This window comes from Xanthobacter sp. DMC12 (assembly GCF_056314105.1).
Map to the genome: position 1 here is coordinate 1,400,584 of NZ_JBQUYZ010000001.1, position 26,543 is coordinate 1,427,126.

Annotated in this window: 23 protein-coding genes; 19 read left to right on the forward strand and 4 right to left on the reverse strand. The window is 68.9% G+C overall.

What is annotated here, in order from left to right; translation table 11 throughout:
- The first annotated feature begins 4 nt into the window (after window positions 1–4).
- From ACT535_RS06490 to ACT535_RS06510, 5 genes are read left to right on the forward strand one after another with little or no spacing between them, the layout of a single operon-like run.
- Window positions 5–931 (forward strand): ABC transporter permease, encoded by a 927-nt coding sequence (locus ACT535_RS06490; protein WP_168461015.1) that lies wholly within the window; start codon window positions 5–7, stop codon window positions 929–931.
- Window positions 932–938: 7 nt separating this feature from the next.
- The gene (locus ACT535_RS06495) at window positions 939–1,745 is read left to right on the forward strand and encodes an ABC transporter permease (RefSeq protein WP_168461018.1); all 807 of its coding nucleotides are present in this window, start codon (window positions 939–941) and stop codon (window positions 1,743–1,745) included.
- 12 nt (window positions 1,746–1,757) lie between these two features.
- Window positions 1,758–2,813, forward strand: coding sequence for an ABC transporter ATP-binding protein (locus ACT535_RS06500; protein WP_476363744.1), 1,056 nt, complete (start codon window positions 1,758–1,760; stop codon window positions 2,811–2,813).
- 41 nt (window positions 2,814–2,854) lie between these two features.
- A complete protein-coding gene (locus ACT535_RS06505) occupies window positions 2,855–3,829 on the forward strand; it encodes a dipeptidase (RefSeq protein WP_476363745.1) in 975 nt (324 codons plus the stop codon).
- Between the two features lie 27 nt (window positions 3,830–3,856).
- Complete coding sequence (locus ACT535_RS06510) at window positions 3,857–4,384, forward strand: DUF5943 domain-containing protein (protein ID WP_476363746.1); 528 nt, start codon at window positions 3,857–3,859, stop codon at window positions 4,382–4,384.
- A 69-nt stretch (window positions 4,385–4,453) separates the two neighbouring features.
- Here ACT535_RS06510 and ACT535_RS06515 read toward each other — a convergent pair whose 3' ends face one another.
- Window positions 4,454–5,938 carry a carbohydrate porin gene (locus ACT535_RS06515; RefSeq protein WP_168461029.1) on the reverse strand — a complete coding sequence of 495 codons (1,485 nt, stop codon included), beginning with the start codon at window positions 5,936–5,938 and terminating at the stop codon, window positions 4,454–4,456.
- Window positions 5,939–6,340: 402 nt separating this feature from the next.
- Between ACT535_RS06515 and ACT535_RS06520 the strand changes: the two genes are divergently transcribed.
- Window positions 6,341–7,504 carry a GGDEF domain-containing protein gene (locus ACT535_RS06520; RefSeq protein ID WP_476363747.1) on the forward strand — a complete coding sequence of 388 codons (1,164 nt, stop codon included), beginning with the start codon at window positions 6,341–6,343 and terminating at the stop codon, window positions 7,502–7,504.
- Here ACT535_RS06520 and ACT535_RS06525 read toward each other — a convergent pair.
- Window positions 7,471–8,424 (reverse strand): HpcH/HpaI aldolase/citrate lyase family protein, encoded by a 954-nt coding sequence (locus ACT535_RS06525; RefSeq protein WP_476363748.1) that lies wholly within the window; start codon window positions 8,422–8,424, stop codon window positions 7,471–7,473. The two genes, ACT535_RS06520 and ACT535_RS06525, sit on opposite strands and share 34 nt — an antisense overlap.
- A gap of 73 nt (window positions 8,425–8,497) precedes the next feature.
- A complete protein-coding gene (locus ACT535_RS06530) occupies window positions 8,498–9,421 on the reverse strand; it encodes a LysR family transcriptional regulator (RefSeq protein ID WP_476363749.1) in 924 nt (307 codons plus the stop codon).
- 104 nt (window positions 9,422–9,525) lie between these two features.
- Between ACT535_RS06530 and ACT535_RS06535 the strand changes: the two genes are divergently transcribed.
- The 8 genes from ACT535_RS06535 to cls all read left to right on the forward strand — a co-directional run bounded on the left by ACT535_RS06535 (window position 9,526) and on the right by cls (window position 19,271).
- Window positions 9,526–10,698, forward strand: coding sequence for an MFS transporter (locus tag ACT535_RS06535; RefSeq protein ID WP_476363750.1), 1,173 nt, complete (start codon window positions 9,526–9,528; stop codon window positions 10,696–10,698).
- 223 nt (window positions 10,699–10,921) lie between these two features.
- The gene (locus tag ACT535_RS06540; protein ID WP_476363751.1) at window positions 10,922–11,893 is read left to right on the forward strand and encodes an ABC transporter substrate-binding protein; all 972 of its coding nucleotides are present in this window, start codon (window positions 10,922–10,924) and stop codon (window positions 11,891–11,893) included.
- Window positions 11,894–11,903: 10 nt separating this feature from the next.
- Window positions 11,904–12,725, forward strand: a complete 822-nt coding sequence (locus ACT535_RS06545; protein WP_476363752.1) for an ABC transporter permease — start codon at window positions 11,904–11,906, stop codon at window positions 12,723–12,725.
- An 8-nt stretch (window positions 12,726–12,733) separates the two neighbouring features.
- Window positions 12,734–13,585 (forward strand): ABC transporter ATP-binding protein, encoded by an 852-nt coding sequence (locus ACT535_RS06550; protein ID WP_476363753.1) that lies wholly within the window; start codon window positions 12,734–12,736, stop codon window positions 13,583–13,585.
- A 76-nt stretch (window positions 13,586–13,661) separates the two neighbouring features.
- Entirely contained in the window at window positions 13,662–15,539 is a 1,878-nt protein-coding gene (locus ACT535_RS06555; RefSeq protein ID WP_476363754.1) for a sensor histidine kinase, read from the forward strand.
- Window positions 15,529–16,896 (forward strand): sigma-54-dependent transcriptional regulator, encoded by a 1,368-nt coding sequence (locus tag ACT535_RS06560; protein WP_476363755.1) that lies wholly within the window; start codon window positions 15,529–15,531, stop codon window positions 16,894–16,896. The genes ACT535_RS06555 and ACT535_RS06560 overlap by 11 nt, the downstream gene beginning before the upstream one ends.
- Before the next feature lie 15 nt (window positions 16,897–16,911).
- Window positions 16,912–17,757: a beta-keto acid cleavage family enzyme gene (locus tag ACT535_RS06565; RefSeq protein WP_476363756.1), complete on the forward strand. Its 846-nt coding sequence runs from the start codon at window positions 16,912–16,914 to the stop codon at window positions 17,755–17,757.
- A gap of 68 nt (window positions 17,758–17,825) precedes the next feature.
- A complete protein-coding gene (gene cls / locus ACT535_RS06570) occupies window positions 17,826–19,271 on the forward strand; it encodes a cardiolipin synthase (protein ID WP_476363757.1) in 1,446 nt (481 codons plus the stop codon).
- Between the two features lie 50 nt (window positions 19,272–19,321).
- On the opposite strand, the gene ACT535_RS06575 is transcribed toward cls, so the two are convergent.
- Window positions 19,322–19,840 carry a MarR family winged helix-turn-helix transcriptional regulator gene (locus ACT535_RS06575; RefSeq protein ID WP_476323555.1) on the reverse strand — a complete coding sequence of 173 codons (519 nt, stop codon included), beginning with the start codon at window positions 19,838–19,840 and terminating at the stop codon, window positions 19,322–19,324.
- Window positions 19,841–19,979: 139 nt separating this feature from the next.
- On the opposite strand from ACT535_RS06575, the gene ACT535_RS06580 reads away from it, so the two are divergent.
- The 5 genes from ACT535_RS06580 to ACT535_RS06600 are packed head-to-tail and all read left to right on the forward strand — an operon-like array spanning window position 19,980 to window position 26,539.
- Window positions 19,980–21,257, forward strand: coding sequence for an amidohydrolase/deacetylase family metallohydrolase (locus ACT535_RS06580; protein ID WP_168461055.1), 1,278 nt, complete (start codon window positions 19,980–19,982; stop codon window positions 21,255–21,257).
- The gene (locus ACT535_RS06585; RefSeq protein WP_476363758.1) at window positions 21,254–22,117 is read left to right on the forward strand and encodes an alpha/beta hydrolase; all 864 of its coding nucleotides are present in this window, start codon (window positions 21,254–21,256) and stop codon (window positions 22,115–22,117) included. The genes ACT535_RS06580 and ACT535_RS06585 overlap by 4 nt, the downstream gene beginning before the upstream one ends.
- Window positions 22,114–24,471 (forward strand): xanthine dehydrogenase family protein molybdopterin-binding subunit, encoded by a 2,358-nt coding sequence (locus ACT535_RS06590; protein WP_476363759.1) that lies wholly within the window; start codon window positions 22,114–22,116, stop codon window positions 24,469–24,471. The genes ACT535_RS06585 and ACT535_RS06590 overlap by 4 nt, the downstream gene beginning before the upstream one ends.
- Window positions 24,468–25,331 (forward strand): FAD binding domain-containing protein, encoded by an 864-nt coding sequence (locus ACT535_RS06595; protein WP_476363760.1) that lies wholly within the window; start codon window positions 24,468–24,470, stop codon window positions 25,329–25,331. Before ACT535_RS06590 ends, ACT535_RS06595 begins: the two co-directional genes overlap by 4 nt.
- Window positions 25,328–26,539, forward strand: coding sequence for a xanthine dehydrogenase family Fe-S subunit (locus tag ACT535_RS06600; RefSeq protein ID WP_476363761.1), 1,212 nt, complete (start codon window positions 25,328–25,330; stop codon window positions 26,537–26,539). Before ACT535_RS06595 ends, ACT535_RS06600 begins: the two co-directional genes overlap by 4 nt.
- Window positions 26,540–26,543 lie beyond the last annotated feature (4 nt).

Sequence of the window (26,543 nt, forward strand, 5' to 3'; positions counted from 1 at the left end):
CGACATGTCCTCCTCCGCAAGCTCCGGCGCCACCGCGCCGGCGGCGACAGCATCCCCGCCCGCACCGCGCGGGCGGGAGGGTCGGCGGCTCGCCCCCGCCTACGGCCTCACGGCGCCCGCGACGATCTACGTTCTGCTGGCGCTGATGGGGCCGTTGGCGCTGATGTTCCGCTATTCGCTGAACCGGTTCGTGCCGGGGCAGATGATGGTGGAGGCGCTGACGCTCGATAATTACGCGCGCTTCTTCGCCGACAGCTTCTATCAGGAGGTGCTGGGCACCACGCTCTGGATCTCCGCCCTCTCGACGCTGCTGTGCCTCGTGGCGGGCTTCCCGGTCGCCTACTTCCTCGTGCGGCAGGCAAGCGACAAGTGGAAGGGCCGGCTGCTCCTCCTCATCGTGCTGCCCCTCCTCATGGGCAATGCGGTGCGCACCGCGGCCTGGATGGTCATCCTCGGCGACAAGGGGCTGTTCAACGCCGTCATCGAGACGGTCGGCCTCTCGCCGGTGAAGCTGATGTACACGCCCACGGCCGTGGTCATCGGCCTCGTCTCGGTGCTGCTGCCCTTCATGATCGTGACGCTCCAGAGCGTCATCGAGGGCATCGACGCGAACCTGGAATCCGCCGCCCAGTCGCTCGGCGCCTCGCATCTCACCGTGCTGTGGCGCGTGGTTCTGCCGCTGGCGCTGCCGGGCATCCTCGCCGGCACCATGCTCTGCTTCATCCTCTCCATGAACGCCTATGCGACGCCGGTGCTCATCGGCGGGCCGAGCTTCCATATGATGGCGCCAACCGTCTACCAGCAGGTGGCGAAAGCCATGAACTGGCCGTTCGGCGCGGCGCTCGCCTTCGTGCTGATGGCGGTGACTTTGGTGCTCACCACCACCGCCAACGTCCTGGTGCAGCGCCGCTACCGGCGCTGGAGCGAGTGAGGAACCGATGGGACTTCTCGCCGTCAACCGCATCTATGCCGCCATCACCGCCGTGGTGCTCGCCTTCGTGGTGCTGCCGCTGGGCGCGGTGATCTGGGTCAGCTTCTTCGCCAACCGCATCCTCTCCTTCCCTGCGACGGGCTATACGCTGGACTGGTATGCCCGCGCGTGGGCGCTCGACTCCTTCCGCAACGGCTTCATCACCAGCGTGGAGACGGCGCTGGTGGCGGTGGCGATCTCGCTGGTGCTGGGCGTGCCGGCGAGCCTCGCGCTGGTGCGCTACCGCTTCCCCGGACGCGATGCCATCCAGACGCTCCTCCTCTCGCCCATGGTGGTGCCGGGCATCGTCGGCGGCGCGGCGCTGTTCATGGCCTTCATCGAGCTGGAGATCCTGCTGGACGTGGACATCTCCGGCACCCTGCCGGGCCTGTTCGTCGCCCACGGCCTCATCGCTTTGCCGTGGACGGTGCGCCTCGTCACCGCCTCGCTGGTGGGCATGAGCCCCTCCTATGAGGAGGCGGCGCAATCGCTGGGGGCGGGGCGGCTCACGACCTTCTTTCGGGTGACGCTGCCCATCATCAAGCCGGGCATCGTGGCGGCGGCGCTGTTCTCCTTCGTCATCTCCTTCATCGATCTGGAGAAGTCGATCTTCCTCGTGGGGCCGGGGCGCACCACGCTGCAGATCGCGCTCGTCTCCTATCTCGAATGGAATCTGGATTCGACCGTGGCGGCGGTGGCGACCGTCCAGATCCTCATCATCGGCGTGCTGCTCCTGGTGTCGGACCGCTACGCCCGCCTCTCCCGCGCCTTCTGAGGAGCGTGCCCCATGTCCGATGTCGTGCTGCAATCCATCGTCAAGCGCTACGACGCCATGACCGCCGTGGACCACGTGTCCCTCACCATCGGCGAGGGAGAACTGGTGGCGCTGCTCGGCCCCTCCGGCTGCGGCAAGACCACGACGCTGCGCATGGTGGGTGGCTTCATCCCCGTCACCGAAGGGCGCATCCTCGTGGGCGGACGCGACCTCACCCACCTGCCACCCAACAAGCGCAACATGGGCTTCGGCTTCCAGAACTATGCGCTGTTCCCGCACATGAGCGTAGCCGAGAACGTCGCGTTCGGGCTGGAGATGCGCAAGCTTCCGAAGGCGGACATCGCCCGTAAGGTCAAGCTCGCCCTCGACCGGGTGAAGCTCGCGCACCTCGCCGAGCGCCTGCCCAAGCAGCTCTCGGGCGGCCAGCAGCAGCGCGTTGCGCTGGCCCGCGCCCTTGTCATCGAGCCGGACGTGCTTCTTCTGGACGAGCCGCTCTCCAACCTCGACGCGCAATTGCGCCACGAGATGAAGACCGAGATCCGTACCCTGCAGCAGCAGCTCGGCATCACCACCATCTTCGTCACCCACGACCAGGACGAGGCGCTGTCGGTGGCCGACCGCGTGGTGCTCATGCGCAACGGCAGAATCGAGCAGCAGGGCGCACCGGACGATCTGTTCGGCCGGCCCGCCTCCCGCTTCGCCGCCGAGTTCATGGGTGTGGCGAACCTGCTTCCCGGGCAGCTCGCCGGCGTCGGCAGCTTCCGGCTAGCGAGCGGCGAGGAGGTGCGCGTCGATCCGGCGGGCGTCTCCGGCGATCTCTCCCTCGCGGTGCGGCCGGAGCGGCTGGTGCTCGACGGCGCGGACGACGACCACAATGCCCTTCCCGCCGTGGTGGAGCTCGCCACCTATCGCGGCCTCGTCATCGACTATCGCGTGGCCACCGCCTCCGGCCTCGTCCTCATCGCCCGCCGCCCCTCGCCCGCCGTGGGCGGCCCCGCCCCGCTCCAGCCCGGCCAGCCAGTGCGCGTCTCCTGGCATCCCGACGCCGGCACGCTGGTGGCAGCCTGAGCCTTCCCGAATTTTCGCGTCCCAATAAAGGGGGAAACCCGGTGTCCGATCTCCACGACAAGCTCATCGTCATCGACGGGCTCATCATCTCCGACTTCTCCCGTCCCGTCTTCGAGGACATGCGCAAAGGCGGCCTCACCGCCGCCAACTGCACCTGCTCCATCTGGGACAACTTCACCGAAACGATGCGCAACATCGCCAAGTGGAAGAAGGATTTCGCGGCGAACGCGGACCTGATCTCCCAGGTCTACACCACCGCCGACATCCTGAAGGCGAAAGAGGACGGCAAGACCGGCATCATCCTCGGCTGGCAGAACACCACCGCCATCGAGGACCATCTGGAATATCTCGAGCTGTTCCACGAGCTGGGCGTGCGCATCATCCAGATGACCTACAATACCCAGAACTGGGTTGGCTCCGGCTGCTATGAGAGCCGCGACAGCGGCCTCTCCGACTTCGGCCGCGACGTGGTGGCGGAGATGAACCGCCTCGGCATCTTGTGCGACCTCTCCCATGTGGGTCCGAAGACGTCGGAAGACACCATCCTCGCCTCGAAGCAGCGCGTCGCCTATTCCCACTGCCTGCCTGCGGGCCTCAAGGCGCACCCGCGCAACAAGACCGACGAGCAGCTGCGCTTCATCGCCGACAAGGGCGGCTTCATCGGCGTCACCATGTTCCCGCCCTTCCTGAAGAAGGGACCCGCCTCCACCGTCGCCGACTATGTGGAGGCGATGGAATATGTGATCGACATCGCCGGCGAGGATGTGGTGGGCGTGGGCACAGACTTCACCCAGGGCTACGGCAAGCCCTTCTTCGACTGGATCACCCACGACAAGGGCGCCGGCCGCAAGCTCACCGACTTCGGCGAGGTCATCAATCCGGAAGGCTTCCGCGTAATCGGCGACTTCCCCAACCTCACCGCGGCGATGGAGAAGCGCGGCTGGTCCACCGGTCGCATCGAGAAGGTGATGGGTGGAAACTGGCTGCAGTTGCTGAAGGATGTTTGGGGAAAGTGAGTCCCCCTGCTCCGGAGCGAGGTCCTGATGGCGAAGCCTGAAGTCGAGATCGACGTGGACGAGGCCACCGGCCGCTGGTTCGTGGACAAGATGCCCATGATCCTCGTGCCGCAGCACTTCTACAACAACAACCACTTCGCCATCGAGGCGGCTTTGGGGGCGGAGGCGTTCGACGCGACGCTGGCGCCCGCCGGCCGGCTCTCGGCCTTCGTGTGGTGCGAGCGGCAGGCGCAGGTCTATGGCCTCGCCGGCGCGGACGTGTTCGCGCATTACATGAAGCGCCTGTCCCAGCGCGGCTGGGGGCGCTTTTCCATCCTCGCGCTCGACCCGGCGGCGGGGACGGGAACGATCCGGCTCGATCACTCCTCCTTCGTCACCGAAGCGACGAAGGGAGCTGGCCGCAAGCTCTGCTACATGTTCGCGCCGTGGCTCGCCGGAGCGCTGGAATTCGTCTGCGAGCAGGCGGGCGCGCCGCGCCGGCTTCAGGCCCGCGAGGTGCAATGCGCCGCCGAGGGCTTCGACCATTGCCTGTTCGAGGTGACGCCCGCCGCGTGATCGCAGAACGGCAGGCACAAAAAAGCCGGGCGGCGCGCATCTTGCGGCCGCCCGGCTTTTTACGTCGGATCAGTAGTTGATGGTGGTGCGCACGCCGAACACGGCGGCATTCTTGATTAGGGAGATGCCGAGCGGATCGTTCGGGTTCAGCAGGCCGCCGCCAGGATTCCAGATGTACTGGAAATCGGGCTGAATGGTCCAGCCGGGCATCACCTGCGCCGAATAGGTCACTTCCAGCACCGTCTCGCTGCTGCGGATCGGGTAGTAGGCACCGTTGTAGACGGCAGTGTAGAGGTCGGCCTGCTGGGCCGCGCTGGTCACCCGCGCATTGCCGAAGGCGACGCCGAACGCGTCGTCTTCGCGGCCCGGGACGAGGCCCTTGAAGGTGACGCCGCCGTCCCAGTAGAGGCCGATCTGGTTCTGCTCGCTCGGCGCCGCGGTGACGCGGCCGAACACGCTGATGCCCTTGTCCTTCGTGCCGGGCTTGCGCCAGATCATCTGGTCGATGATGGCGTAGAACGTGTAGTCGCCCTGAATCTGCTTCGCCCAGCCGATGGAGGCGGGATTGGCCAGCGGCACGCCGAAGATGTCGTAGACCTGGCTGTCGAACGAGTTGGAATTGTACCAGCCGCCGACCTTCACGGTGCCCGGCAGCCAGGCCGCGTTCTCGCCCTTGTTGTAGCTGTAGCCCACTTCGCCGATCACGAAGACGCCCTGATTGACGATGAAGTTCAGGCCGTACTTGTTCTCTTCCTGGGGATCGCCGCAGCAGGGCGCGGGATTGCCGTTGAACAGGCCGAGGAGCACGGTCCAGTTCTCGTCCGGCACCCACTTCACGCGTACGCCGGGGGTGGCCAGCGGATAGGCCGGACCACCGCTCGGCAGGTCGGCGGCGAACGAGGCCGGCCAGCCGAAGGTGGAATTCAGGAACAGCGAAGCGTTGTCGGAAATGGCGAATTCCGAATCGGCGGCCAGCTGGCCGAAGCGGATGGAGGACTTGCCGTCGCCGAACGCCTGCTCGATGTAAAGCTCGAACAGGCGGGTGGTGGAGAGGGCGTCGATGCCGCTGACGCCCATGATGTTGCCGAGATACTGGCCGGAGAAGCCCGAGCCCTGGATCTGCAGCACGCTGGCGTGGAAGGTCGCGCCCTTCCAGTTGAACAGTTTGTCCAGATCCGCATCCAGCGAGAAGAGGAAGCGGCCGTTATAGGCGGTGCCGGTGCCGAGGCCGCCCTCGGTGTTGCGCCAGAGTTCGCCGATGTAGTTCACGCCGATCTTGATGCCGGCTTCCGCCAGCTTCGGACGGTAGCCGCCCCAGTCGCCGAGCCAGCCGAGCTGCGGGGCGATGGAGGGCTCGGCCTCCTCTTCCGCAGGCGCGGCCGCGGCGGGCGCCTTGGTTGCCACGTCGGCGGCGTGGGCGGTGCCGAGCATGGGCGCTGCGAGCAGCGCACCGGCGGCGACGCCGGCCAGAAGATAGCGGGCGAGAAGGGATCGCGTTCCGGCAAGGTCCCCGCGGCTGCCGCGGGCGGCGGTCCGAAACACGGTGTCCAGCATCTCAAAGTCCCCCAATCGGTAGAAGGATCGCGGCAGATGGCCCGAACTGCCTACCTCGCCGGCACGACTACCATGTTACAGCGCGGCCTGCCGCAAGGCTGAAAAAGGCCCGCAAATCGCCGCTAACGGGCGGGATTGGGGGCGAGCGGCCACGCTTTGTCAATCAGGGAAGCGCCCTTATTGATATAGAATATCTCTAAACTGGCGGTATCAAGATGATGGGAATTTTCGGCACCACGCGCGAATAGCTGAGACTTTTCCGTCGATTATGTCGCCTGATTTTGTTACCGCCTACGTGGACCGCCAGCCGGCCGGGACGGCGGGGCATGATGGTTCCGCGGCAGATGTGGTAACTATGCAACGCCACGCCGGCGACATGACGTGGGCCAGCCAGGGAGCGCGATGACCGACGCCACATTCCTGCTGCTCATCAACTGCGCGATCGGCCTGACCTTCGCGGCAGCCTTCCTCGGAACCAGCTGGCGGTCCTCGATCCGCCTCGGGCGCTGGTGTGCCGCGGCATTCGTGTGCGCGGCCGCCACCGTCATCATCGAGGCGCTGGCCCGCGACATCCCTTCCGTCCGGCTCGCCTCCACCCTCTCGTTCGGCTCGTTGGTCGCCGCGCTGTTCTTCATCACGGCGGGACTGCAGGACCATTACCGGCCCGATTCGTCCCTCCGGTGGCTGGGCGCAGCGTCTGTCGGGGCGGTGGCGTTCACAGCGCTCGTGGGGGTCGATCTGCCGCGTGGGGGCTGGGCGCAGGCGGTGACCTACCAATTGCCGTTCGCGGCCATGACGGCGTTCGCCGCCGGCATCGTCCTGCGGCACGCCCCCCGGCGGGCGGTGGATCTGGTGCTCGCCGCCGTGCTGGGGCTCTGCGCGCTGCAATTCGCCGCCAAGTCCGTGCTCATCCCGATGAACGGGGCCGACAACGGCGTCCGCGATTATCTTCTGAGTTCCTACGCCCGCTATTCGCAGACCGCCGGCAGCATCCTGTCTCTCATGCTCGGCGTCGCGCTGCTCGCCCTCGTCGTGACGGAGGTGATCGGCGAGGCCACCGGCCGGCTGGAGCGGGACGGCCTTTCCGGGGTCCTCACCCGCACCGCCTTCCTTGAGCGCGCGGAGCGGCTGGCGGAGACCGCGCCGGCGGGAACGCGGGCCGGCCTGCTCATCTGCGACCTCGATCACTTCAAGTCGATCAACGACCGGTTCGGCCATCCGGCCGGCGACGAGGTGATCCGCCGGTTCGGCGCGCTGCTCGCCGCCTGCGCGGGCCCGCAGGATGTGTGCGGGCGCATCGGCGGCGAGGAATTCTGCCTGCTGCTGCCCGCCGCCGACGCTGAGTCCCTGGCTCGTATCGCCGCTTTGCTGAAGACCGGGGCAGAGCAGATGCGCTTCGCCTGGCTGCCGGAGGAGCAGCGCATCACCGCCAGCCTCGGCGGCACGCTGGTCGCGCCCGGCGAGCCCCTCGCCTCCGCCATCCGCCGCGCCGACGTCGCCCTCTATCAGGCCAAGGCGGATGGGCGGAACCGCTACCGGATGGCGGAACGCCCAGCGGCCGCCTGACCGCTTTCCCCCAGCGCCGCCGCCCGGGCGAGAAGGCGCTTCGCCGACAGATAGAACGGCACCTCGATGAGCAGGTCACCGAGCCGCGCCCGGTCCTGCCCGGCCGCGCGGGCGGCCTCGAAGGCGGCGACGACCGCCTCCGCCTCGGTGATGTCGGCGGCGGAGGGGGTCATCACCGCGTTGATGAGCGGGATATGGCTGGGCTCCACCGCGCTCTTGGCGCTGTAGCCGAGCGCCCGGCCCGTGCGGGCATCGGCGGCGCAGCCTTCCGGGTCGGCGAAGGTGTAGGGGCAGTCGATGGAGAGCACCTTCGCCGCCCGGGCTTCCAGATGCAGGCGCTGGCGGGCATAGGCCAGTTCCACCGCCGCCCGGCTGCGCGGCGCGTCGAGGTCTTCCGCGAGATCCTCGGTGGAGCACAGGACGGCCGTCACGCGCGGGCTGGCGGTGGCGATGGCATAGGTCTGCATGATGCCGCGCGCCGTCTCGATGTTCGGCACGATCTCGATGGCACCCGGCGGCAGGCCGAGCCGCGCCTCGTGGCGCGTGATCTCCGCATCCAGCGCGATGACCTGCGCGGGCTCGGCGATCTTGGGCAGATGGATGGCGTCCGGCCGCCCCTCAATCACGCCCGCGAGGTCGGCGAGGCCGTCGCCCTCCAGCGGGTTGATGCGCACGCAGGCGACGATGCCGGCCGCGCGCCACGCCGCCATCACCTCGGCCGACATGGCCCGCGCCGAGGCCCGCAGCTCCGGCGGCGTGAAATCCTCCAGTTCCTGGATCAACGCATCCGCACCGCAGCCGACGGCCGCCATCAGCGCGCTCTTGTCTCCGCCGGGGGCGAACAGCCAGCTACGCCTGAGCGCCGGTGGCCGGCGCGCGCCATCCTGCTGCGCGGTGGTCTTCTGCTCTGTCGCCGACATGGGTCTTCCTCTCCCGAGGCGGCGAGATGAGCCGGAACGCGCCAGGCGCACAAGAGGCTCGCGCGCGGCGACGTCAGGCTCCCGGATGCGCGCCCCGGAGCTTTTCGGCGAGGAAATCCACGAAGACGCGTACGCGGGCCGGCGTGTTGGCACCGCCCACGAACACCGCATGGATGCTCTCGCGGTCCTGCGGATTGAACGCTTCGAGCAGCGGCACCAGCGCGCCGCTGGCAAATTCGCCGCGCGCATTGGCTTCGTCGATGTGGAAATTGCCGACGCGGGTGATGCCGACGCCCTGCGCCGCGAGCTGCACCAGCGTCTCGCCATTGTTGGCGGTTATGTTGCCCTTCACCTCCAGCATGTAGTCGCGCCCGTCCTCGCGGAACGGCCAGCCCGGCTCGATGCGACGGAAGCTGAAATCGAGGCAATTGTGCCGGGCAAGGTCTGCCGGCACCCGGGGCGTGCCATGGCGCGCGAGATAGGCCGGGGATGCGATGACGGTGCGTCCCGTCTCGCCGAGGCGCCGGGCGGTGAGCGGGCTATCGGCGAGGGGACCGAAGCGGATGGCCACGTCCACGCGACCACCGAGCACGTCCGCGATCTCGTCGCTCAGCTCCATCTCCACCTCGATGTCCGGATAGCGCGCCACGAATTCGCCGAGCAGCGGCACGATGACGAGGCGGCCATGGGCCATGGAGGCGCTGACGCGGATGCGGCCGCGCGGATTGGCCCGGTCGGCTAGCGCGGCTTCCGTCTCGTCGATGTCGGCAAGGATGCGCCGGGCGGCGCGGGCATAGGCCTCCCCCTCCTCGGTGAGGCGCAACTGGCGGGTCGTTCGCACCATGAGGCGGACACCGAGCCGTGCCTCGATCCGGGCCACGATACGGCTCACCGCCGATGGGGTGAGGCCCAGCTCCCGGGCGGCGCCAGAGAGGCTCCCCGCGCACGCGACCTTGAGGAAGGCGGCCATCTCTCCGGTCCGGTCGGGGCGATCCATTCGTGACTCCGGCGCACAGATGCTGGTCTCGGATGCTCTCTATTGCTGCACTGCAATGTCAACCATATTCCGGGACAACACGATTTGCCCCGGAGTTTCCTCCCATGAAGATCAACCTGCCGCTGGTGGCGCTCGCCATCGGCGCCTTCGGCATCGGCGTCACCGAATTCTCGCCCATGGGGATGCTGCCGATCATCGCCACCGACCTCGGCGTCTCCATTCCCGCCGCCGGCCTGCTGGTGAGCGCCTATGCCTTCGGCGTGCTGGTGACCGCCCCCATCATGACGCTCGCCTTCGCCAGCATGCCCCGACGCCGTCTGCTGGTGCTCTCCATGGGCATCTTCACCGTAGGCAACCTCATCTCCGCTTTCGCCGACGGCTATTGGATGCTGCTCGCTGGCCGCATCGTTACCTCGTTCAATCACGGCGCCTTCTTCGGCGTCGGCGCGGTGGTGGCGGCGAGCGTGGTGCCGGCGGACAAGCGCGCCGGGGCGGTGGCAGCCATGTTCTCGGGCCTCACCATCGCCACCATCGGCGGCGTTCCGATCGCCGCCTGGGTGGGCGAAGCCATCGGCTGGCGCGCGGCCTTCTTCGGCATCGCCATCATCGGCGCCGTGGCCATGCTGGCGGTGCGCCTCTCTTTGCCCCCGCTGGAGGTGGAAGGCGAGAGCGACATGCGCTCGGAGCTGAAGGTGCTCATGCGCGGCCCGGTGCTCGCCGCCTTGCTGCTGACCGTGGTCAGCTCCAGCGCCATGTTCACCGTCTTCACCTATATCGCGCCCATCCTGCAGGTGGAGACCGGCGCCGCCTCCGGCTTCGTCACCGCCATGCTGGTGGTCTATGGGCTGGGTCTGGCGCTGGGCAACTGGCTGGGCGGGCGCTTCGCCGACCGCTCGCTGGACGGCACGCTCATCGGCTCGCTGACGGCGGTGGCGGTGCTGCTGGTGCTGTTCGTCCCCGGCATGCGCTCGCATCTCGCCACGGTGCCGCTCGTCTTCCTCTGGGGCATCGCCAGCTTCGCCCTCGTGCCGCCGCTGCAGATGCGGGTGGTCCACGAGGCGGCGGAGGCGCCGCACCTCGCCTCGGCCATGAACATCGGCGCCTTCAACCTTGGCAATGCGCTGGGCGCTGCGCTGGGCGGGGCGGTGATCGATGCCGGCCTCGGCTATCCCGCCGTCTCCCTTGCCGGGGCAGGCACGGCCCTCGCCGGCCTCGCCTTTACCCTGCTGCTGCGGCGCGGTCGCCAGCGGACCGAAGCCGCTCCAGCCTGCGGCTGACGCCTGCCCTCGCAGCAGTGCGGGTCTCCAGCGGTGGCGGAATTCCGCCGCCGCCACGCCGCGGGTGGCGGAATTCCGCCGCCGCTCCCGCGGCGGTCGGAAAAAGTTTCAATGATTGCTGTACGTTAACATAGATCCGCAGCTGCCGCATGGGTGGCATGCGCAGTGCAAAGGCTGGCGTATCCGAACCGGCACCAACGCCGGGACCTCTGGGAGACGCGCCGTGCTCAAAAAACTCCGCCTCACCGCCACCCTTCTGTCTGCCGTCCTGATGTCCGCCGCCGCTGCGGGCGCGGCATCCGCGCAGGAGACGGTGCGGGTGGGCAACCTCAAGCTCGCCCATTTCGCCGGCGTCTCCTACATGAAGGAGATCGCGCCGAGCTGCGGCATCACTATCGACCTCAAGCTCTTCCCCAAGGGTCCGGACGTGATGCAGGCGATCCTCGCCGGCGAGCTGGACGTGGGCGCCACCGCCTCCGAGGCGGCGATTTCCGGCCGTGGCAACGGCGCGCCCATCTATATCGTCGGCGGCTTCGCCAGCGGCGGCGCGCGCCTCCTGGCGACCCCCGACAGCGGCATCAAGTCGGTGTCCGACATGAAGGGCAAGCGCGTGGGCGTCACCCGCGGCTCCATCCAGGAAGTGCTGCTGGCCGCCGAGCTGGGCAAGAACGGGATGTCCGCCAAGGACATCACCATCGTCTATCTCGGCTATCCCGACCTCAACCAGGCGCTCCTGCAGAAGCAGGTAGACGCCATCATGCAGACCGAGCCGCAGTCGGCGCAGGCCATCGCCCGCGGCTTCGGCGTGGAGGTGCTGAAGCCCTACGACACGCCCATCGGCTCGCCCATCCGCACGCTGGTGATGAGCGAGAAGTTCTACAAGGAACACCCCGAGACGGCGAAGAAGCTGATGGACTGCTTCGTGAAGGCGCAGAAGACCTTCATGAACGACCCCAAGGCCGCCGAGAAGTTCGTGACGCAGGACGTGTTCAAGGGCCAGCTCACGGGCGAGGAATTCCAGGAAGCCCTCGCCAACTCGCCCTACTCCCTCGACATGAGCGCCGACCACATCCAGAAGACCACGGACGTGATGGCCAAGTACGGCGTCGGCAAGATGTCCGCCCCCGCCAAGGCCGAGGACTGGGTGAAGCTCGACCTGCTGAATGCCGCCAAGGCTTCCAATGGCGTGAAGTGAGGGCGACCAAATGAACATCTCGCGCTTCAAGGCGCTCGGCGAGGGGCTGCTCGTGCCCGTCGCCGTGCTCCTCATCTGGCAGGTCGCCTGCTCGGCGGGCTGGGTGAACCCCATGGTGCTGCCCTCCCCCGCCGCCGTCGCGGCGCGCTGGTGGAGCTACCTCGCCCCGCTCGAACCGTTTGATCCGGCGACGGAAAGCCGGATCGCGTGGATCTTTTCCGGCGAGTTGATCCACGATTCCCTCGCCAGCCTGTCGCGGGTGGTGATGGGCTTCGTCGTCGGCGCGGGCCTCGCGCTGCCGCTGGGCCTGTTCATGGGCACGAGCGATTCCATCTATCGCTACGTGAACCCGCTGATGCAGGTGCTGCGGCCCATCCCGCCCATCGCCTACATCCCGCTGTCCATCCTGTGGTTCGGCCTCGGCAATGCGCCGGCGGTGTTCCTCATCGCCATCGGCGCCTTCTTCCCGGTGCTGATGAACACCATCGCCGGCGTGCGGCACGTGGACAGCATCTACATCCGCGCCGCCCGCAGCCTCGGCGCGAGCCGCCTCACCATCTTCCGGCGGGTGATCCTGCCGGCGGCGACGCCCTACATCCTCTCCGGCGCGCGCATCGGCATCGGCACCGCCTTCATCGTGGTGATCGTGGCCGAGATGATCGCCGTCAACAACGGCCTCGGCTTCCGCATCCTGGAGGCGCGGGAGTATTTCTGGTCGGACAAGATCATCGCGGGAATGCTGACGATCGGCCTCATCGGCCTCGCCATCGACCTCGCCGTCAGCCGCCTGAACAATCATCTGCTGCGCTGGCATCGCGGCCTGGAATCGTGAGGAACGCCATGTCCATCGCAACGTCCCTCGCATCCATGCCTTCCCCCGCCGCCCTCGCACACACGGCCTCGCCCCACATCGTGGTGTCCGAGGTGGACAAGCGCTTCGTCATTCCGGGCGGCGAGATCGTCGCCCTGAAGGACATAGACCTCACCATCAACCAGGGCGAGTTCGTGTGCCTGCTCGGCCCCTCGGGCTGTGGCAAGTCCACTTTGCTGAACGCCATCGCCGGCTTCTCGGCCCCCACCACCGGCACCATCACGGTGGACGGCCGCGCGGTGAAGGATCCGGGGCCCGACCGGGGCATGGTGTTCCAGGAATATGCCCTATTCCCGTGGATGACGGTGGCGCAGAACATCGCCTTCGGCCTCGAGATCAAGGGCATGAGCCGCGCCCAGATCGAGCCCAAGGTGAACGAGCTCCTCGCCATGCTGAAGCTCGCGGAATTCCGCGACCGCTTTCCCAAGGACCTCTCCGGCGGCATGCGCCAGCGCGTGGCCATCGCCCGCGTGCTGGCGCTCGACAGCCCGGTGATGCTGATGGACGAGCCGTTCGGCGCGCTTGATGCCCTCACCCGCCGTTCGTTGCAGGATGAACTCATCCGCATCTGGTCGGCGACGGGCAAGACCATCGTGTTCGTCACCCACTCCATCGAGGAATCCATCTATCTGGCGGACCGCATCGTCGTGCTCACCTACCGGCCCGGCACCATCAAGCGGGACATCAAGGTGGACCTGCCGCGCCCACGGGACAGCGCTTCCACCGCCTTCAACGAGCTGAAGCGGGAGCTGTCCGCCCTCGTCACCGCCGAGCAGCACCGCTTCGAGGAGGTCGAGGTCAAAGGCTTGACCACCGACTGAGGGCGGACCAGCATCCGGCCTCCATGGCCGGGCCGCAAATGGCCCGGCCGCACCACCTTGAGGACGCAGGATATTCATGCAAGCGAACCGCATCACGGCCCTCGGTGCCGTGCTGTCCGCCGTGCTGGCGGCGGCTGCGGTTTTCGCCGTTCTGGAAGCCGGCGAGATGGCCGAAGCGCGGGTGGGCGAGCGCCTCGCCTCCGATGCGCGCCACCGGGCGGAGATCTATGCCCAGAGCCTCGAAGGCGCCATCGAGCGGTTCGGCTATTTGCCCGCCGCCGCCGCCCTCGATGAAAACGTGAAGCGCCTCCTGGCCACGCCGGCGGATGGCGAACAGGTGGCGCGGGTGAATGGGTATCTCGAAACGCTGAACCGCGCCGCCGGCGGCACCGTGCTCTATCTGCTGGCGCCCGGCGGCATGACCATTGCCGCCTCCAACTGGAACACGCCGGAAACCTACGTGGGCACCGATTTCAGCTATCGCCCCTATTTCACCGAGGCCATGGACGGCCGCACCGGCCGCTTCTACGCGGTGGGCACGCTCACCGGCGTGCCCGGCTATTTCATCAGCGCGCCGGTCATGGCGGAGGGCAAGGTCGCGGGCGTGGTGGCGACCAAGGTCAACCTCGATCCGCTGGAGGCCGTCTGGCACGAGGCCGCAGATACCGTGCTGGTGGCGGACGAGCACGGCATCGTCTTCCTCGCCTCGGACCCGAAGTTCAAGTTCCGCGCGCTTCGGCCGGTCGACGCCACGGCCGCCGCGGAGATGGCCCGCACCCGCCAGTATGGCCACAAGTCCTATCCTTTGCTGCGCATGGGGCGGGGCGAGGACGAAGGCGGCCTCAAGGTGCTGTCGGGCTCGGACATCAGCCCCGCCGGCAGCGTTCTGCGCGACGAGAAGGACCTTGCCACCTACGACTGGCGACTGCTGCTCTTCACCGATGCCGCTCCCGTGGTTCTGGCGGGGCGCTCGGCCCGCATCGGGATGACGCTGGCGCTGGTGATCCTGGGCCTCATCGGCCTCTACTGGCGCCAGCATCTCAAGCGCGCCCGCGAAACCCTCGCCGCGCAGGCGGCGCTCGCAGCCGCCCATCGCGAGCTGGAGGGCAAGGTGGCGGAACGCACCGCCGACCTCTCCGCCGCCAACACCCGCCTCGCCGCCGAGATCGAGGAGCGGCGCCGCGCCGAGACCGACCTGCGCGCCGCGCAGGACGAGCTGGTGCAGGCCGCCAAGATGGCGACCCTCGGCCAGATGGCGGCCGGCGTGACCCACGAGCTGAATCAGCCCCTCACCGCGCTCCGGGCGCTGGCCGACAACACCACCAAGCTGCTCCAGCACGGCCGCGAGGAGGATGCGGAGGCGAACCTCGCCCGCATCGCCGCGCTGGTGGACCGCCTCGGCAAGATCACCGGCCAGCTCCGCGCCTTCGCCCGCCGCACCTCCAGCGAGAAAGGCCCGGTGGATGCCGCCGCGGTGCTGGCGGAAAGCCTCGCCATCCTCGCCCCGCGCCTGCGGGCATCGGGCGCGCGCGTCGTCAGCGCCCTGGCCCCCGACGCCACGCAGGTGATGTTCGAGCCCATCCGCCTCAGCCAGGTTCTGGTGAACCTCGTGGGCAACGCCCTCGACGCGGTGAAGGGGCGGCCGGACGCGGCGGTCCACGTCGTCTCGCATCGGGAGGGCGGCCGCATCGTCCTTACGGTGGAGGACAATGGACCGGGCCTTGCGGAAGGTGCGGCGGAACGCATCTTCGACCCCTTCTTCACCACCAAGCCGGCCGGCGAGGGGCTGGGGCTGGGCCTGCCCATCTCGCTGGCCATCGCCCGCGATTTCGGCGCCACCCTTTCGGCGCGGACACGGGCAGAAGGCGGCACCGCCTTCGATCTCGTGATGGACGCCGCCGAGGCCGAAGAGCCCCTCACCTTGCCTGCGGAGCCGTTGCGCCATGTTTCCTGAACGCGCCCTCTCCGCCGAGGCCCCCCGCCACGCCAGCCGCCCCCGCGTGCTGCTGGTGGACGACGAGGAGATGATCCGCCTCTCCATCGAGCAGACCCTGGACCTCGCCGGCATCTATGTGGCCTCGTTTGCCAGCGCCGAGGACGCCCTCCCGGCCATCGGCCGGGATTATCCCGGCATCGTCGTAACAGACGTGCGCCTGCCTGCGCGGGACGGGCTGGAGCTGCTGGCGGATATCCGCCGGCGCGATCCGGAGCTGCCGGTTGTGCTCATCACCGGCCATGGCGACGTGGCGATGGCGGTCAGCGCCATGCGCGAGGGCGCCTACGATTTCATTGAGAAGCCGTTTGTCAGCGATGCCTTCGTGGAGGTGGTGAAGCGCGCGCTGGAGAAGCGCGCGCTGGTCCTCGAAAATCGCCGCCTGCGCACGGCGCTCGACCGGGGCGATGCCATCGAGCGTCATCTCGTCGGCCAGTCGGCGGCCATGCGGCGGCTGCGGGATGATATTGCGCAACTCGCCTCCACCAGCGCCGACGTGCTGGTATTGGGCGAGACTGGCGCGGGCAAGGAGCAGGTCGCCCGCGCCTTGCACGAGGGCGGCGCGCGGCGCGACAAGGCCTTCGTGGCCGTCAATTGCGGCGCCATCCCCGAAAGCATGTTCGAGAGCGAGATGTTCGGCCATGAGGCCGGCGCCTTCACCGGGGCCGGCAAGCGGCGCATCGGCAAGATCGAGCACGCCTCCGGCGGCACGCTCTTCCTCGACGAGGTGGAGAGCATGCCCCTCGCCATGCAGGTAAAGCTGCTGCGGGTGCTGCAGGACCGGCGCATCGAGCGCCTCGGCTCCAACACGCCGGTGCCGGTGGACCTGCGCGTCATCGCCGCCACCAAGGAGGACCTCGGCGCGCTGGCCGATGCCGGACGCTTCCGGAAGGACCTGTTCTTCCGCCTCGACGTGGTGAAGCTCTCCTTGCCGCCGTTGCGGGAGCGGCGCGAGGACATCCCACTCCTCTTTGAGCTGTTCCTGGTGCAGGCGGCGGTGAAGTACCAGCGGCCGGTGGTGGAGGTTCCTCCCTCCTTGCGACGCGCCCTGATGCTCGCCGACTGGCCGGGCAACGTGCGGGAGCTGAAGAATGCCGCCGAGCGCCACATGCTCGGCTTCCTCGCGCCGGATTTCACCGGCGGCGCCGCTGCCGCGCCGAGCCTCAACGAACTGCTGGACCGGGTGGAACGCCTCGTCATAGAGGATGCGCTGAAAGCTTCCGGCCACCGCATCTCCGCCGCCGCCCTCGCCCTCAACATTCCGCGCAAGACCCTGCACGACCGCATGAAGCGGCTCGGCCTCACCACCACCGACTGACACATCCGGACCGTCATGACCGCTACCGCCCCTGCCGAGGCCCTCCTCTGGCCGCCGCTTGTCATCGCCAACGCACCCAACGGCGCCACCCGCACCAAGGCGGACCACCCTGCCCTGCCGATGACCGCGGCGGAGCTGGCGCGCAACGCGGCGGAGATCGTCGAGGCGGGCGCCGCCCTCATCCACATCCATGTGCGCGATGCCGAGGGCCGGCATCTCTTGGATGCGGACGCCTATCGCGCGGCCACCGCCGCCATCCGCCGGGAGGTGGGCGACCGGCTGGTCGTGCAGGCCACCTCGGAAGCGGCCGGGCGCTACACCGCGCCGGAGCAGATTGCGGTGGTGCGCGCCCTGCGGCCGGAGGCGGTCTCCCTCGCCTTGCGCGAGATCATCCCCAATGAGGCGCATGAAGCCGCCGCCGCAGACTTCTTCGCCTGGCTGCGGCGCGAGCGCGTCCTGGTGCAGATCATCCTTTATTCGGCGGAAGAGGTGCTGCGCTATCACGCGCTGAAGGGGCGCGGCGTGCTGGGCGAGGGCGAGGATTTCCCCCTCTTCGTGCTCGGCCGCTACACCAGCGGACAGGTGTCGACGCCGGCCGATCTGGTGCCCTTCCTCGCCGCCGGTACGCCGCCCCGGCTGTGGGCCATGTGCGCCTTCGGGCCGAAGGAAAACGCGTGCGCCACCGTCGCCGCCGGCCTCGGCGGCCATGTGCGCGTCGGCTTCGAGAACAATCTCTTCGCGCCGGACGGCACGATGGCGGAGAACAATGCCGCGCAGGTGCGGCGCGCGGCAGAAGGCGCACGGCTGCTGAACCGGCCGCTCGCCACCGCCGACACGCTGCGCGGGCTCTACGCGGCCTGAGGGCGTTCGCGCGGGCGGCGAAGATGATCTAGAACGGCAGCGCTTCTCTCTCGGGGCGTGCCGCCGACATGCAAGATTCCGCCGTCCTCACCTGGGCGCTGTTCGCCGCCCATCTGACGCTCCAGATCATCTTCATCGTCCGCGCACTGCTTCGACCGCACCGCGAGCCGTCCTCGCGCATGGCCTGGGTGCTGGTGATCGCCCTGGCGCCGGTGGTGGGCGTCGTGGCCTACATCCTGTTCGGCGAGGTGAACCTCGGGCGCAAGGCGGTGGAGCGGTTGCGCGCGGCGGTGGCGGAGCTGCCGCCGGCCGAGGGCGTCGCCGGGCCATCCGCGGAAGCGCAGATCGCCGAGCGCCATGTCCCGCTGTTCCGCGTCGGCCAGTCGGTGAACCATTTCCTGCCGGTGGCCGGAAACCGGGCCGAGCTGCTGCCGGACTCCGCCGCCGCCATCGCCGCCATGGTCAAGGACATCGATGCCGCCCGCTCGAGCGTCCATGTGCTCTTCTACATCTGGCTCGATGATGCGAGCGGGCGCTCCGTGATGGAGGCGCTGAAGCGCGCGGCGGGGCGTGGCGTGGTCTGCCGCGCCATGGCGGACGATCTCGGTTCGCGCGCGCTCATCCGCTCGCCCCTGTGGCGCGACATGGCGGCGGCGGGGGTGCATCTCGCGACGGCCCTGCCCATCGGCAACCCGCTGCTGCGCCCGTTCAAGGGGCGCATCGACATGCGCAACCACCGCAAGATCGTGGTGATCGACAACCGCATCACCTATTGCGGCAGCCAGAACTGCGCCGATGCCGCCTTCGCCGTGAAGGCGAAGTTCGCCCCCTGGGTGGATGTGATGGCCCGCTTCGAGGGGCCCGTGGTGCGGCAGAACCAGCATCTTTTCGCCAGCAACTGGATGGCGCAGGTGGAGGAAGACCTCGCTCCCCTCTTCACCGAGCCCCTGCCGCCGCCGCAGCACGGCTTCGTGGCGCAGGTGATCGGCACCGGCGCCGGGGTGCGCTACTCGGCCATGCCGGAGACCTTCGTCGCCTTGATGAATGCCGCGCGGCGCGAACTCGTCATCACGACACCCTATTACGTGCCGGACGAGCCCCTGCAGGCAGCGCTCTGCTCCGCTGCCCGGCGCGGGGTGGCCACCACAATCGTGTTCCCGAAGCGCAACGACAGCTGGATCGTCGCCGCCGCCAGCCGTAGCTATTACAGCGAGCTGCTGGAGGCGGGCGTGCATATCCGGGAATATGTCGGCGGCCTGCTGCACGCCAAGACGCTGACCCTCGACGGCGAGATCACGCTGATCGGCTCCGCCAACATCGACCGCCGCAGCTTCGAGCTGAATGCGGAGAACAACATCCTCCTCTGCGACGGCGCCTTCACCCACGCCATGCGGGCGCGCCAGCAGGTGTTCCTCGATGCCGCGACGCCGGTGACGCAGGACGACGCCGACGCCTTCAGCGCACCGCGCCGCCTGTGGAACAACACGATCGCGATGCTTGGACCGGTGCTCTAGCCGCCTGCCCGATTACGCGCCGCCCACTTTTTAGGCGGCCGCGGACGAAATCACAGCAGGTCGGACGACGCCTGCCGCCCGCCATGGGCCGCGACGATTTTCTTCATGGCCTCAATAAATTGCCGGCGCTCCTCGGGCGCGAGCATCTCCACCGTCACCGCATGGGCGCGGCGCGCGGCGGCCTCCATCTCCTCCAGCATGCGACGGCCCTCATCGGTCAGCGAGCAGCTTTGCGAGCGCCGATCCGTGGCCGAGGTGCCGCGCCGCACCAGGCCCCGCGCCTCAAGGCGCTTCAAGGCTCCGGTGGTGGTGGTGCGGTCCAGCGCGACGATGCGCGAGAGGGTGGTCTGGTCCGCCTCCTCACGCCCCGCCAGCGCCGACAGGAGGCTGTACTGCACGGGCGTTACGCCGAACGGGGCACACAGCTCAGAAAACAGGCTGACGTGGATCTGGTGCACCCGTCTCGCAAGGAAGCCGGGGCGGTCGGACAGCGGCCATTCCGCATCGGCGACGACCTCGGGTTCAACGTTGGAGCCCTTTGAATCTTTACGCGATCTCGTCACGACCATCCCCTCTGGCGCCCGGCGCCGATCTCGAAAAATTGATCCAAATCAAAACTGGCACGCCCCCTGCATTTGAAAAATGCGACGTATGCTTCGCTTTTCCAGAAGCGGTCCCAACGACCGCACGCAGGAACGGAGACCCCTGATGGCTGAACCCGCCGGCTACGATATCCTCCTCAAGGGCGGACATGTCATCTGCCCTGCCAACGGCATCGACGGCATCCGCGACGTGGCCGTCCGCGACGGACGCATCGCCGCCGTGGAGGAGACGATCCTCCCCTCCAGCGCCACTGAGACCATCGACGTCTCCGGCAAGCTGGTGCTGCCGGGCATGATCGACACCCACGGCCATATCTACCAGTACGTGACCGGGCGCTTCGGCCTGAACCCGGATATGGTGGGCGTGCATTCCGGCGTCACCACCGTGATCGACCAGGGCGGCCCCTCCTGCATGACTCTGCCGGGCTTCCGCAAGTTCATCGCCGAACCGTCCGACACGCGCATCTATGCCTTCCTCTCGGCCTATCTCGTGGGCGGCCTCGAAGGCCATTACTACCCCAACCTCTACAGCCCGGACTGCGTGGACATCGACGCCACCGTGCGCTCCGCCGTCGCCAACCGCGACCTCGTGCGCGGGATCAAGGGCCATGCGGAGATCGGCGGCTTCGCCCGCTGGGGCATCAAGGTGATGGAAATGGCGGCGGAGATCGCCCGCCGCGCCGAAATCCCGCTCTACGTCCATTTCGGAACGCTCTGGGGCTTGCCGGAAAGCGGCGCCAACGGCGAGGATGCCGACACGATCCTCGAGCGGGTCATCCCGCTGCTGAAGGAGGGCGATGTGCTGGCCCATCCCTTCACCCGCCATCCCGGCGGCTTCGTGAACCAGAAGGGCGAAGTGCACCACGTCATCCAGGCGGCCCTCGACCGCGGCCTGAAGGTGGATGTGGGCCACGGCAGCCACTTTTCCTACCGGCTCGCGAAGAAGGCCATCGCCGCCGGCGTCGTCCCGCACACGCTGGGCGCCGACATGCACGGCTACAACACCCATGTCCCCGCCCCCGCCGGCACGCCGGAGGAGCACTATGACGACGAGAACCACCCCTTCAAGGGCCAGGCGCGCTTCAGCCTCACCCAGGCCATGAGCTCCATGATGGCGCTCGGCCTCTCGCTGGAGCAGGTGGTGCCCATGGTCACCATCAACCCGGCGAAGATGATCGGCCTCACCGACCGGGTGGGCTCCCTCACCGTGGGCTATGCGGCCGACATCTCGGTGCTGGACGACAATCGCGGCCGCTTCCTTTTGCGCGACAACGAGGACACCAAGGTGGTGGCCGAGCGCCTGCTTACCCCCGCCTTCTGCCTGCGCGCCGGCAAGAAGTTCGATGCCGACGCCGTCATCCTGCCCCGGGCGGTGGCGGCGTGAGCCCGGCATCCGCAGCCGTTCGGCCTGCCCCGCAGGAGGTCTGGAACACCCTGTCCCAGGCCGAGCGGGATGCGGCCTACAACAACAATGCCGCGGTGAAGGACAGCGCGGCATGGGTGGAGGCGCGCGACAAGGCGGCCCCGCGCTTCCGCGCCGCCACGCACGCGCATCTGGACATTCCCTACGGCCCCGGCGCGCGGCAGAAGCTGGACATCTATCCCGGCACGCTGGGCGCGCCCTGCCTCGTCTTCATCCATGGCGGCTACTGGCAGCGCAACAGCCGCGAAGTCTTCGCCCATTATGCGGAGGGTCTCCTCGCCCACGGCTGGTCCGTGGCGCTGCCGAGCTACACGCTGGCACCTGAGGCGCGCCTCGGCGCGATCGTCGCCGAGATGGGCGCAGCCCTCGATCTCATCGCGAAGGACGGCCCTCAGTATGGGCTCACCGGCCCGGTGGTGGTCTCCGGCTGGTCGGCGGGTGCGCAGCTGGCGGTGATGCAGCTGGACCATCCCGCCGTGGCCGCCGGCCTTGCCATCTCCGGCGTCTATGAGCTGGCGCCGCTGCGCGACACCTTTCTGAACGCCGCGCTGGACCTGACGGACGCCGAAATCGCCGCCTGCTCGCCGCTGCGCCATGCCCCGTCGCCGAAGCCGCTCGCCATCGCCTACGGCACGGCCGAAGTGCCGGCGCTGGTGCATGATTCCCGCGCGCTGGCGGCAAAGCGCGTGGCCGCCCATGCGCCGGGTGCGCTGCTGCCCATCCTCGGCGCCAACCACTTCTCCATCCTGGACGAGCTGCGTCGCCCCGACGGCCTTCTGGTGCGCGCCGCGCTCGACCTGATGCCGGGAGCCCACGCATGAGCGAGCCGCGCACGAAAGAGGGCGTCGGCGCCCGTCTTCCCCGCAAGGAAGACGACCGGCTGATGCGCGGGCGCGGCCAGTTCATTGCCGATATCCGCCTCGCGGGCATGCAGGATGTCGCCTTCGTCCGGAGCCCGCTGGCGCATGCGCGCATCCGCGCCATCCATGTGCCGGAGGACCTGAAGGGCCGCGTCTTCACCGCCGCCGACCTCGACGGGGTGAAGCCCATCCGCGCGGTCTCCGGCCTGCCCGGCTTCAAGGTGTCCGAGCAGCCGGTGCTCGCCACGGGAAAGGTGCGGCAGGTGGGCGAGCTCATCGCCATGTGCGTTGCCGACACGCGCGCCGAGGCCGAGGACATGGCCGCCCGCGTGGAACTCGACCTCGAAGAGCTGCCCGCCCTCCACGACATGCTGGAGGCGAGAAAGCCCGGCGCGGCGCTGGTGCATGAGCACTGGGGCGACAATGTCTTTCTGGAAAGCCTCGTGAACATCAACATCGAGGCCGCGTTCGACGCGCCGGTGAAGGTCTCGCGCACCATCTCCACCGCCCGCCAGTGCATGGCGCCCATCGAGGGGCGCGGCACGGTGGTGCATTTCGATAACCGGTCCGACCAGCTGGTGGTGCACACCGCCAGCCAGATGCCGCACATCGTCCGCTCGGGCCTCTCCGAATGCCTGGGGCTGGAAGAGGGCCAGGTCCGCATCATCTCGCCGGATGTGGGCGGCGGCTTCGGCTACAAGGCCATCCTGCTGACGGAAGACGTCTGCCTCGGCTGGCTCGCGCGGAAGATCGGCCGGCCGGTGCGCTGGCTGGAGGATCGCCGCGAGCACCTGACCGCGAGCGCGAACTGCCGCGAGCACCATTACGAAATCACGCTCTATGCCGAGCGCGACGGCACGCTGCGCGGCATCGATTGCGAGGCGAGCGTGGATAGCGGCGCCTATTCCGCCTATCCCTTCTCCGCCTGCCTTGAGGCCGCCCAGGTGGCGAGCATCCTGCCCGGCCCCTACGATTTTCCCGCCTATCGCTGCCGCACCTGGTCGGTGGCCACCAACAAGTGCCCGATCCTGCCCTATCGCGGCGTGGCCCGCACCGGCGTGTGCTTCGCGCTGGAAGTGGCGCTGGACGCGCTCGCCGCCGAACTCGGCCTCGCCCCCGAAGTGGTGCGGCTGAAGAACCTCGTGCGGCCGGAACAGATGCCGTTCGACAACATCACCAACAAGCATTTCGACAGCGGCAATTATCCGGAAGCGCTGCGGCAGGCGCTCGACGCGATCAAGGTCGATGCGGTGCGCACGCGCCAGCTCGCGGGGGAGCCCGACGGCCGCCGCATCGGCCTTGGCCTCTCCATCTATTGCGAGCAGGCGGCGCACGGCACCTCGGTCTATTCCGGCTGGGGCATTCCCATGGTGCCCGGCCATGAACAGGCCGGCGCGCGCCTGACGCCGGACGGCGGGCTGGAACTGCGCATCGGCGCCCATTCCCACGGTCAGGGGCTGGAGACGACGCTGGCGCAGGTGGCGCACGAAATCCTTGGACTGCCCGTCGCCCGCACCCGCCTCGTGCATGGCGACACGGCCATGACGCCCTATTCCACCGGCAGCTGGGGCTCGCGCGTGATGGTGATGGCCGGCGGCGCCGTGGCCACCGCCTGCACCGAGCTTTCCGACCGTATCCGCCGCATCGGTGCGCACATGCTGCAGGCCCGGCCGGAGGATGTGCGGCTCGAAGCCGGGCGCGTCATCGGCCCCTCGGGCGACGTGACCATCCAGCAGGTGGCCCACACCTGGTATCGTCGCCCGCAGGACCTGCCGGCGGACGTGGACCCGCATGGCCTCGAAGTCACCGCCGGGTACAAGCCGGTGCGCGACAGCGGCACCTTCAGCTACGCCGCCCATGCGGTGGTGGTGGCGGTGGACCCGGACCTCGGCGAGGTGGAAATCCTCGACTACGCCATCGTGGAAGACGGCGGCACGCTGGTGAACCCCATGGTGGTGGACGGCCAGATCATCGGCGGCCTCGCCCAGGGCATCGGCACCGCGCTCTACGAAGAGATGGCGTTCGACGCCTCCGGCCAGCCGCTGGCCTCGACGCTGGCGGATTATCTCCTGCCCGGCGCGCCGGAAGTGCCCATGCCCTTCATCGGCCACATGGAAACGCCCTCGCCCTACACCAAGTTCGGCGTGAAGGGCATCGGCGAGGGCGGGGCCATCGCGCCACCCGCCGCCATCGCCAACGCCATCAACGACGCGCTGCGCCCGCTGGGCGCTGAGATGCTGCGCTCCCCCGTGACGCCCCGGCGCATCGTGGAGCAGGTGCTGGCGGTGCGCGCCGGCGAAAGGAGCGCGGCATGAAGCCCGCCCCCTTCCGCATCGAGCGCCCGCGCACCATCGCCGACGCCATTGCGCTGCTCGCCTCCGGCGGAGACGGCGCGAAGGTGATGGCCGGCGGCCAGTCCCTCGGCCCCATGCTCAATTTGCGGCTCGCGACGCCCGATCTCATCGTTGATCTGTCCGGCATCGACGAACTTCGCACCGTGCGCGAAGAGGACGACCACATGGTCTATGGCGCCCTCGTCACCCACGCCGACGTGGAGGACGGTCGCGCCCCGGACGTGGGAACGAACATCCTCCGGCGGGTGGCCGGCGGCATCGCCTATCGCGCGGTGCGCAACCGCGGCACCATGGGCGGCAGCCTCGCCCATGCCGACCCGGCCGCCGACTGGGTGAACGCCCTGTCTGTGCTCGGCGCTGAAGTCGAGATCGCCGGCCCGGCTGGCACGAGGCGCCTCCCCCTGAGCACCTTCCTCGCCGGGGCTCTGGCGACGGCGCTGGAGCCGGGCGAGATCCTCGTCGGCGTGCGGGTCCCCAAGGTGCCCGCCACCGCCCGCTTCGGATACGTGAAGCACTGCCGCAAGGTGGGCGAGTTCGCCCATGCCATCGGCGCCGTGCTGATCGATCCCACTGCCGGGACCGGCCGGGCGCTGATGGGCGCCATCGACGCGCCGCCCCTCGTCTTCGCTGACGCTGCGCCACTGTTCGGCGGCCGCATCGATGCCGGCTTTGCCGCCCGCTTCGATGCCCCCGCCGCCGACGCGGCCCTCGGCGCCGCCGGCCTGACGGACGCGGTGGATCGCCACGTCCATGTGGAAGTGCTGCGCCGCGCCGCCGCGCAGGCCGCCGGCCTCTTCACCGACACGCGGAGCGCCGCATGACCGCTTCGCCAAGGCCCGAGACCACCGCCATGGGCGCGTCCCGCATGATTTCGCTGACCCTCAATGGCCGACCCGTGACGGCCGAGGCGGAGGGGCGGACCAACCTCGCCGATTTCGTCCGCGACACGCTGGACCTCACCGGGACCCATATCGGCTGCGAGCACGGCGTGTGCGGCGCCTGCACCATTCTCGTGGACGGCGAGCCTGCGCGCGCCTGCCTCTCCTTCGCCGGCGCCTGCCAGGGCGCGGATGTCGTCACCATCGAGGGGCTGGACGACGATCCCGTCACCGCCGAGTTGCGCGCCGCCTTCAATCGCGAGCACGCGCTCCAGTGCGGCTTCTGCACGCCCGGCATGCTGGTGTCGGCCCGTGACCTCGTGCTGCGACTGCCGGAACCGGACGATACGCGCATCCGCCTCGGCCTCGCCGGAAACCTCTGCCGCTGCACCGGCTATGCGGGCATCGTGAAGGCGGTTGCTTCCGTCATCGCTGCGCGACGCGCGCAGGGCATCGGCCCGATGACCGCCGAGCGCCGCCTCGGCCCGGTGGGCGCGCGGACGGGCGGCGCGGTTTCCGCTGCGCCGCCAGCCGCCGTCGCCGCCCCTGCGGTTCCCTCCGCCGCCATGGTCCTCGCCGAGGATTTCACGCCCGCCCACAGCTTCGAGCAGAGCTTCGAGGTGCCCTTCCCGCCGTCGGAGGTGTTCGCCTTCTTCAGCCGAATCGAGGAGGTTGCCGCGTGCCTGCCCGGCGCGGTCATCGACGCCATGCCTTCGCCGGACAACGTGCAGGGCGGCATGCGGGTGAAGCTCGGCCCCATCGCCACTACCTTTCGCGGCAGCGCCCGCATCGGCCGCGATGACGCGACCCGGAGCGGCACCATCCATGGCGCGGGCGCCGACGGTCGCTCGCGCACGGAAGGCCTCATCCGCTATCGCGTCACAGAGGGCGTCGCCCCTGGCACCGCCCGCGTGGCGCTCGACGTGGGCTACACGCTGAAGGGTCCGCTGGCCCAGTTCGGCCGCCCCGGCCTCGTCCGCGAGGTGGCAGGCCGCCTGATCGGCGAGTTTGCGGCGAACCTCGAAGCGCGCCTCTCCGGGAGCGAGGCCCCGCCCGCCGAGGCGCGCGGCCTCGATCCGCTGAAGCTTCTCATCTCCCTCGTTTCCGACCGCATCGGCCGCCTGTGGCGCCGTGGCGGCCCATCCGCTTGACCCT

Bases quoted from the DNA above. Each gene is read 5' to 3' on its own strand.
- ACT535_RS06525 (WP_476363748.1), bottom strand. From the start codon at position 8,424: ATGTCGGCGACAGAGCAGAAGACCACCGCGCAGCAGGATGGCGCGCGC.
- ACT535_RS06495 (WP_168461018.1), top strand. From the start codon at position 939: ATGGGACTTCTCGCCGTCAACCGCATCTATGCCGCCATCACCGCCGTG.
- ACT535_RS06515 (WP_168461029.1), bottom strand. From the start codon at position 5,938: ATGCTGGACACCGTGTTTCGGACCGCCGCCCGCGGCAGCCGCGGGGAC.
- ACT535_RS06530 (WP_476363749.1), bottom strand. From the start codon at position 9,421: ATGGATCGCCCCGACCGGACCGGAGAGATGGCCGCCTTCCTCAAGGTC.
- ACT535_RS06560 (WP_476363755.1), top strand. From the start codon at position 15,529: ATGTTTCCTGAACGCGCCCTCTCCGCCGAGGCCCCCCGCCACGCCAGC.
- ACT535_RS06565 (WP_476363756.1), top strand. From the start codon at position 16,912: ATGACCGCTACCGCCCCTGCCGAGGCCCTCCTCTGGCCGCCGCTTGTC.
- ACT535_RS06545 (WP_476363752.1), top strand. From the start codon at position 11,904: ATGAACATCTCGCGCTTCAAGGCGCTCGGCGAGGGGCTGCTCGTGCCC.
- ACT535_RS06580 (WP_168461055.1), top strand. From the start codon at position 19,980: ATGGCTGAACCCGCCGGCTACGATATCCTCCTCAAGGGCGGACATGTC.
- ACT535_RS06595 (WP_476363760.1), top strand. From the start codon at position 24,468: ATGAAGCCCGCCCCCTTCCGCATCGAGCGCCCGCGCACCATCGCCGAC.
- ACT535_RS06520 (WP_476363747.1), top strand. From the start codon at position 6,341: ATGACCGACGCCACATTCCTGCTGCTCATCAACTGCGCGATCGGCCTG.
- ACT535_RS06575 (WP_476323555.1), bottom strand. From the start codon at position 19,840: ATGGTCGTGACGAGATCGCGTAAAGATTCAAAGGGCTCCAACGTTGAA.
- ACT535_RS06535 (WP_476363750.1), top strand. From the start codon at position 9,526: ATGAAGATCAACCTGCCGCTGGTGGCGCTCGCCATCGGCGCCTTCGGC.
- ACT535_RS06600 (WP_476363761.1), top strand. From the start codon at position 25,328: ATGACCGCTTCGCCAAGGCCCGAGACCACCGCCATGGGCGCGTCCCGC.
- ACT535_RS06490 (WP_168461015.1), top strand. From the start codon at position 5: ATGTCCTCCTCCGCAAGCTCCGGCGCCACCGCGCCGGCGGCGACAGCA.
- ACT535_RS06555 (WP_476363754.1), top strand. From the start codon at position 13,662: ATGCAAGCGAACCGCATCACGGCCCTCGGTGCCGTGCTGTCCGCCGTG.
- ACT535_RS06500 (WP_476363744.1), top strand. From the start codon at position 1,758: ATGTCCGATGTCGTGCTGCAATCCATCGTCAAGCGCTACGACGCCATG.
- ACT535_RS06590 (WP_476363759.1), top strand. From the start codon at position 22,114: ATGAGCGAGCCGCGCACGAAAGAGGGCGTCGGCGCCCGTCTTCCCCGC.
- ACT535_RS06550 (WP_476363753.1), top strand. From the start codon at position 12,734: ATGTCCATCGCAACGTCCCTCGCATCCATGCCTTCCCCCGCCGCCCTC.
- ACT535_RS06510 (WP_476363746.1), top strand. From the start codon at position 3,857: ATGGCGAAGCCTGAAGTCGAGATCGACGTGGACGAGGCCACCGGCCGC.
- cls (WP_476363757.1), top strand. From the start codon at position 17,826: ATGCAAGATTCCGCCGTCCTCACCTGGGCGCTGTTCGCCGCCCATCTG.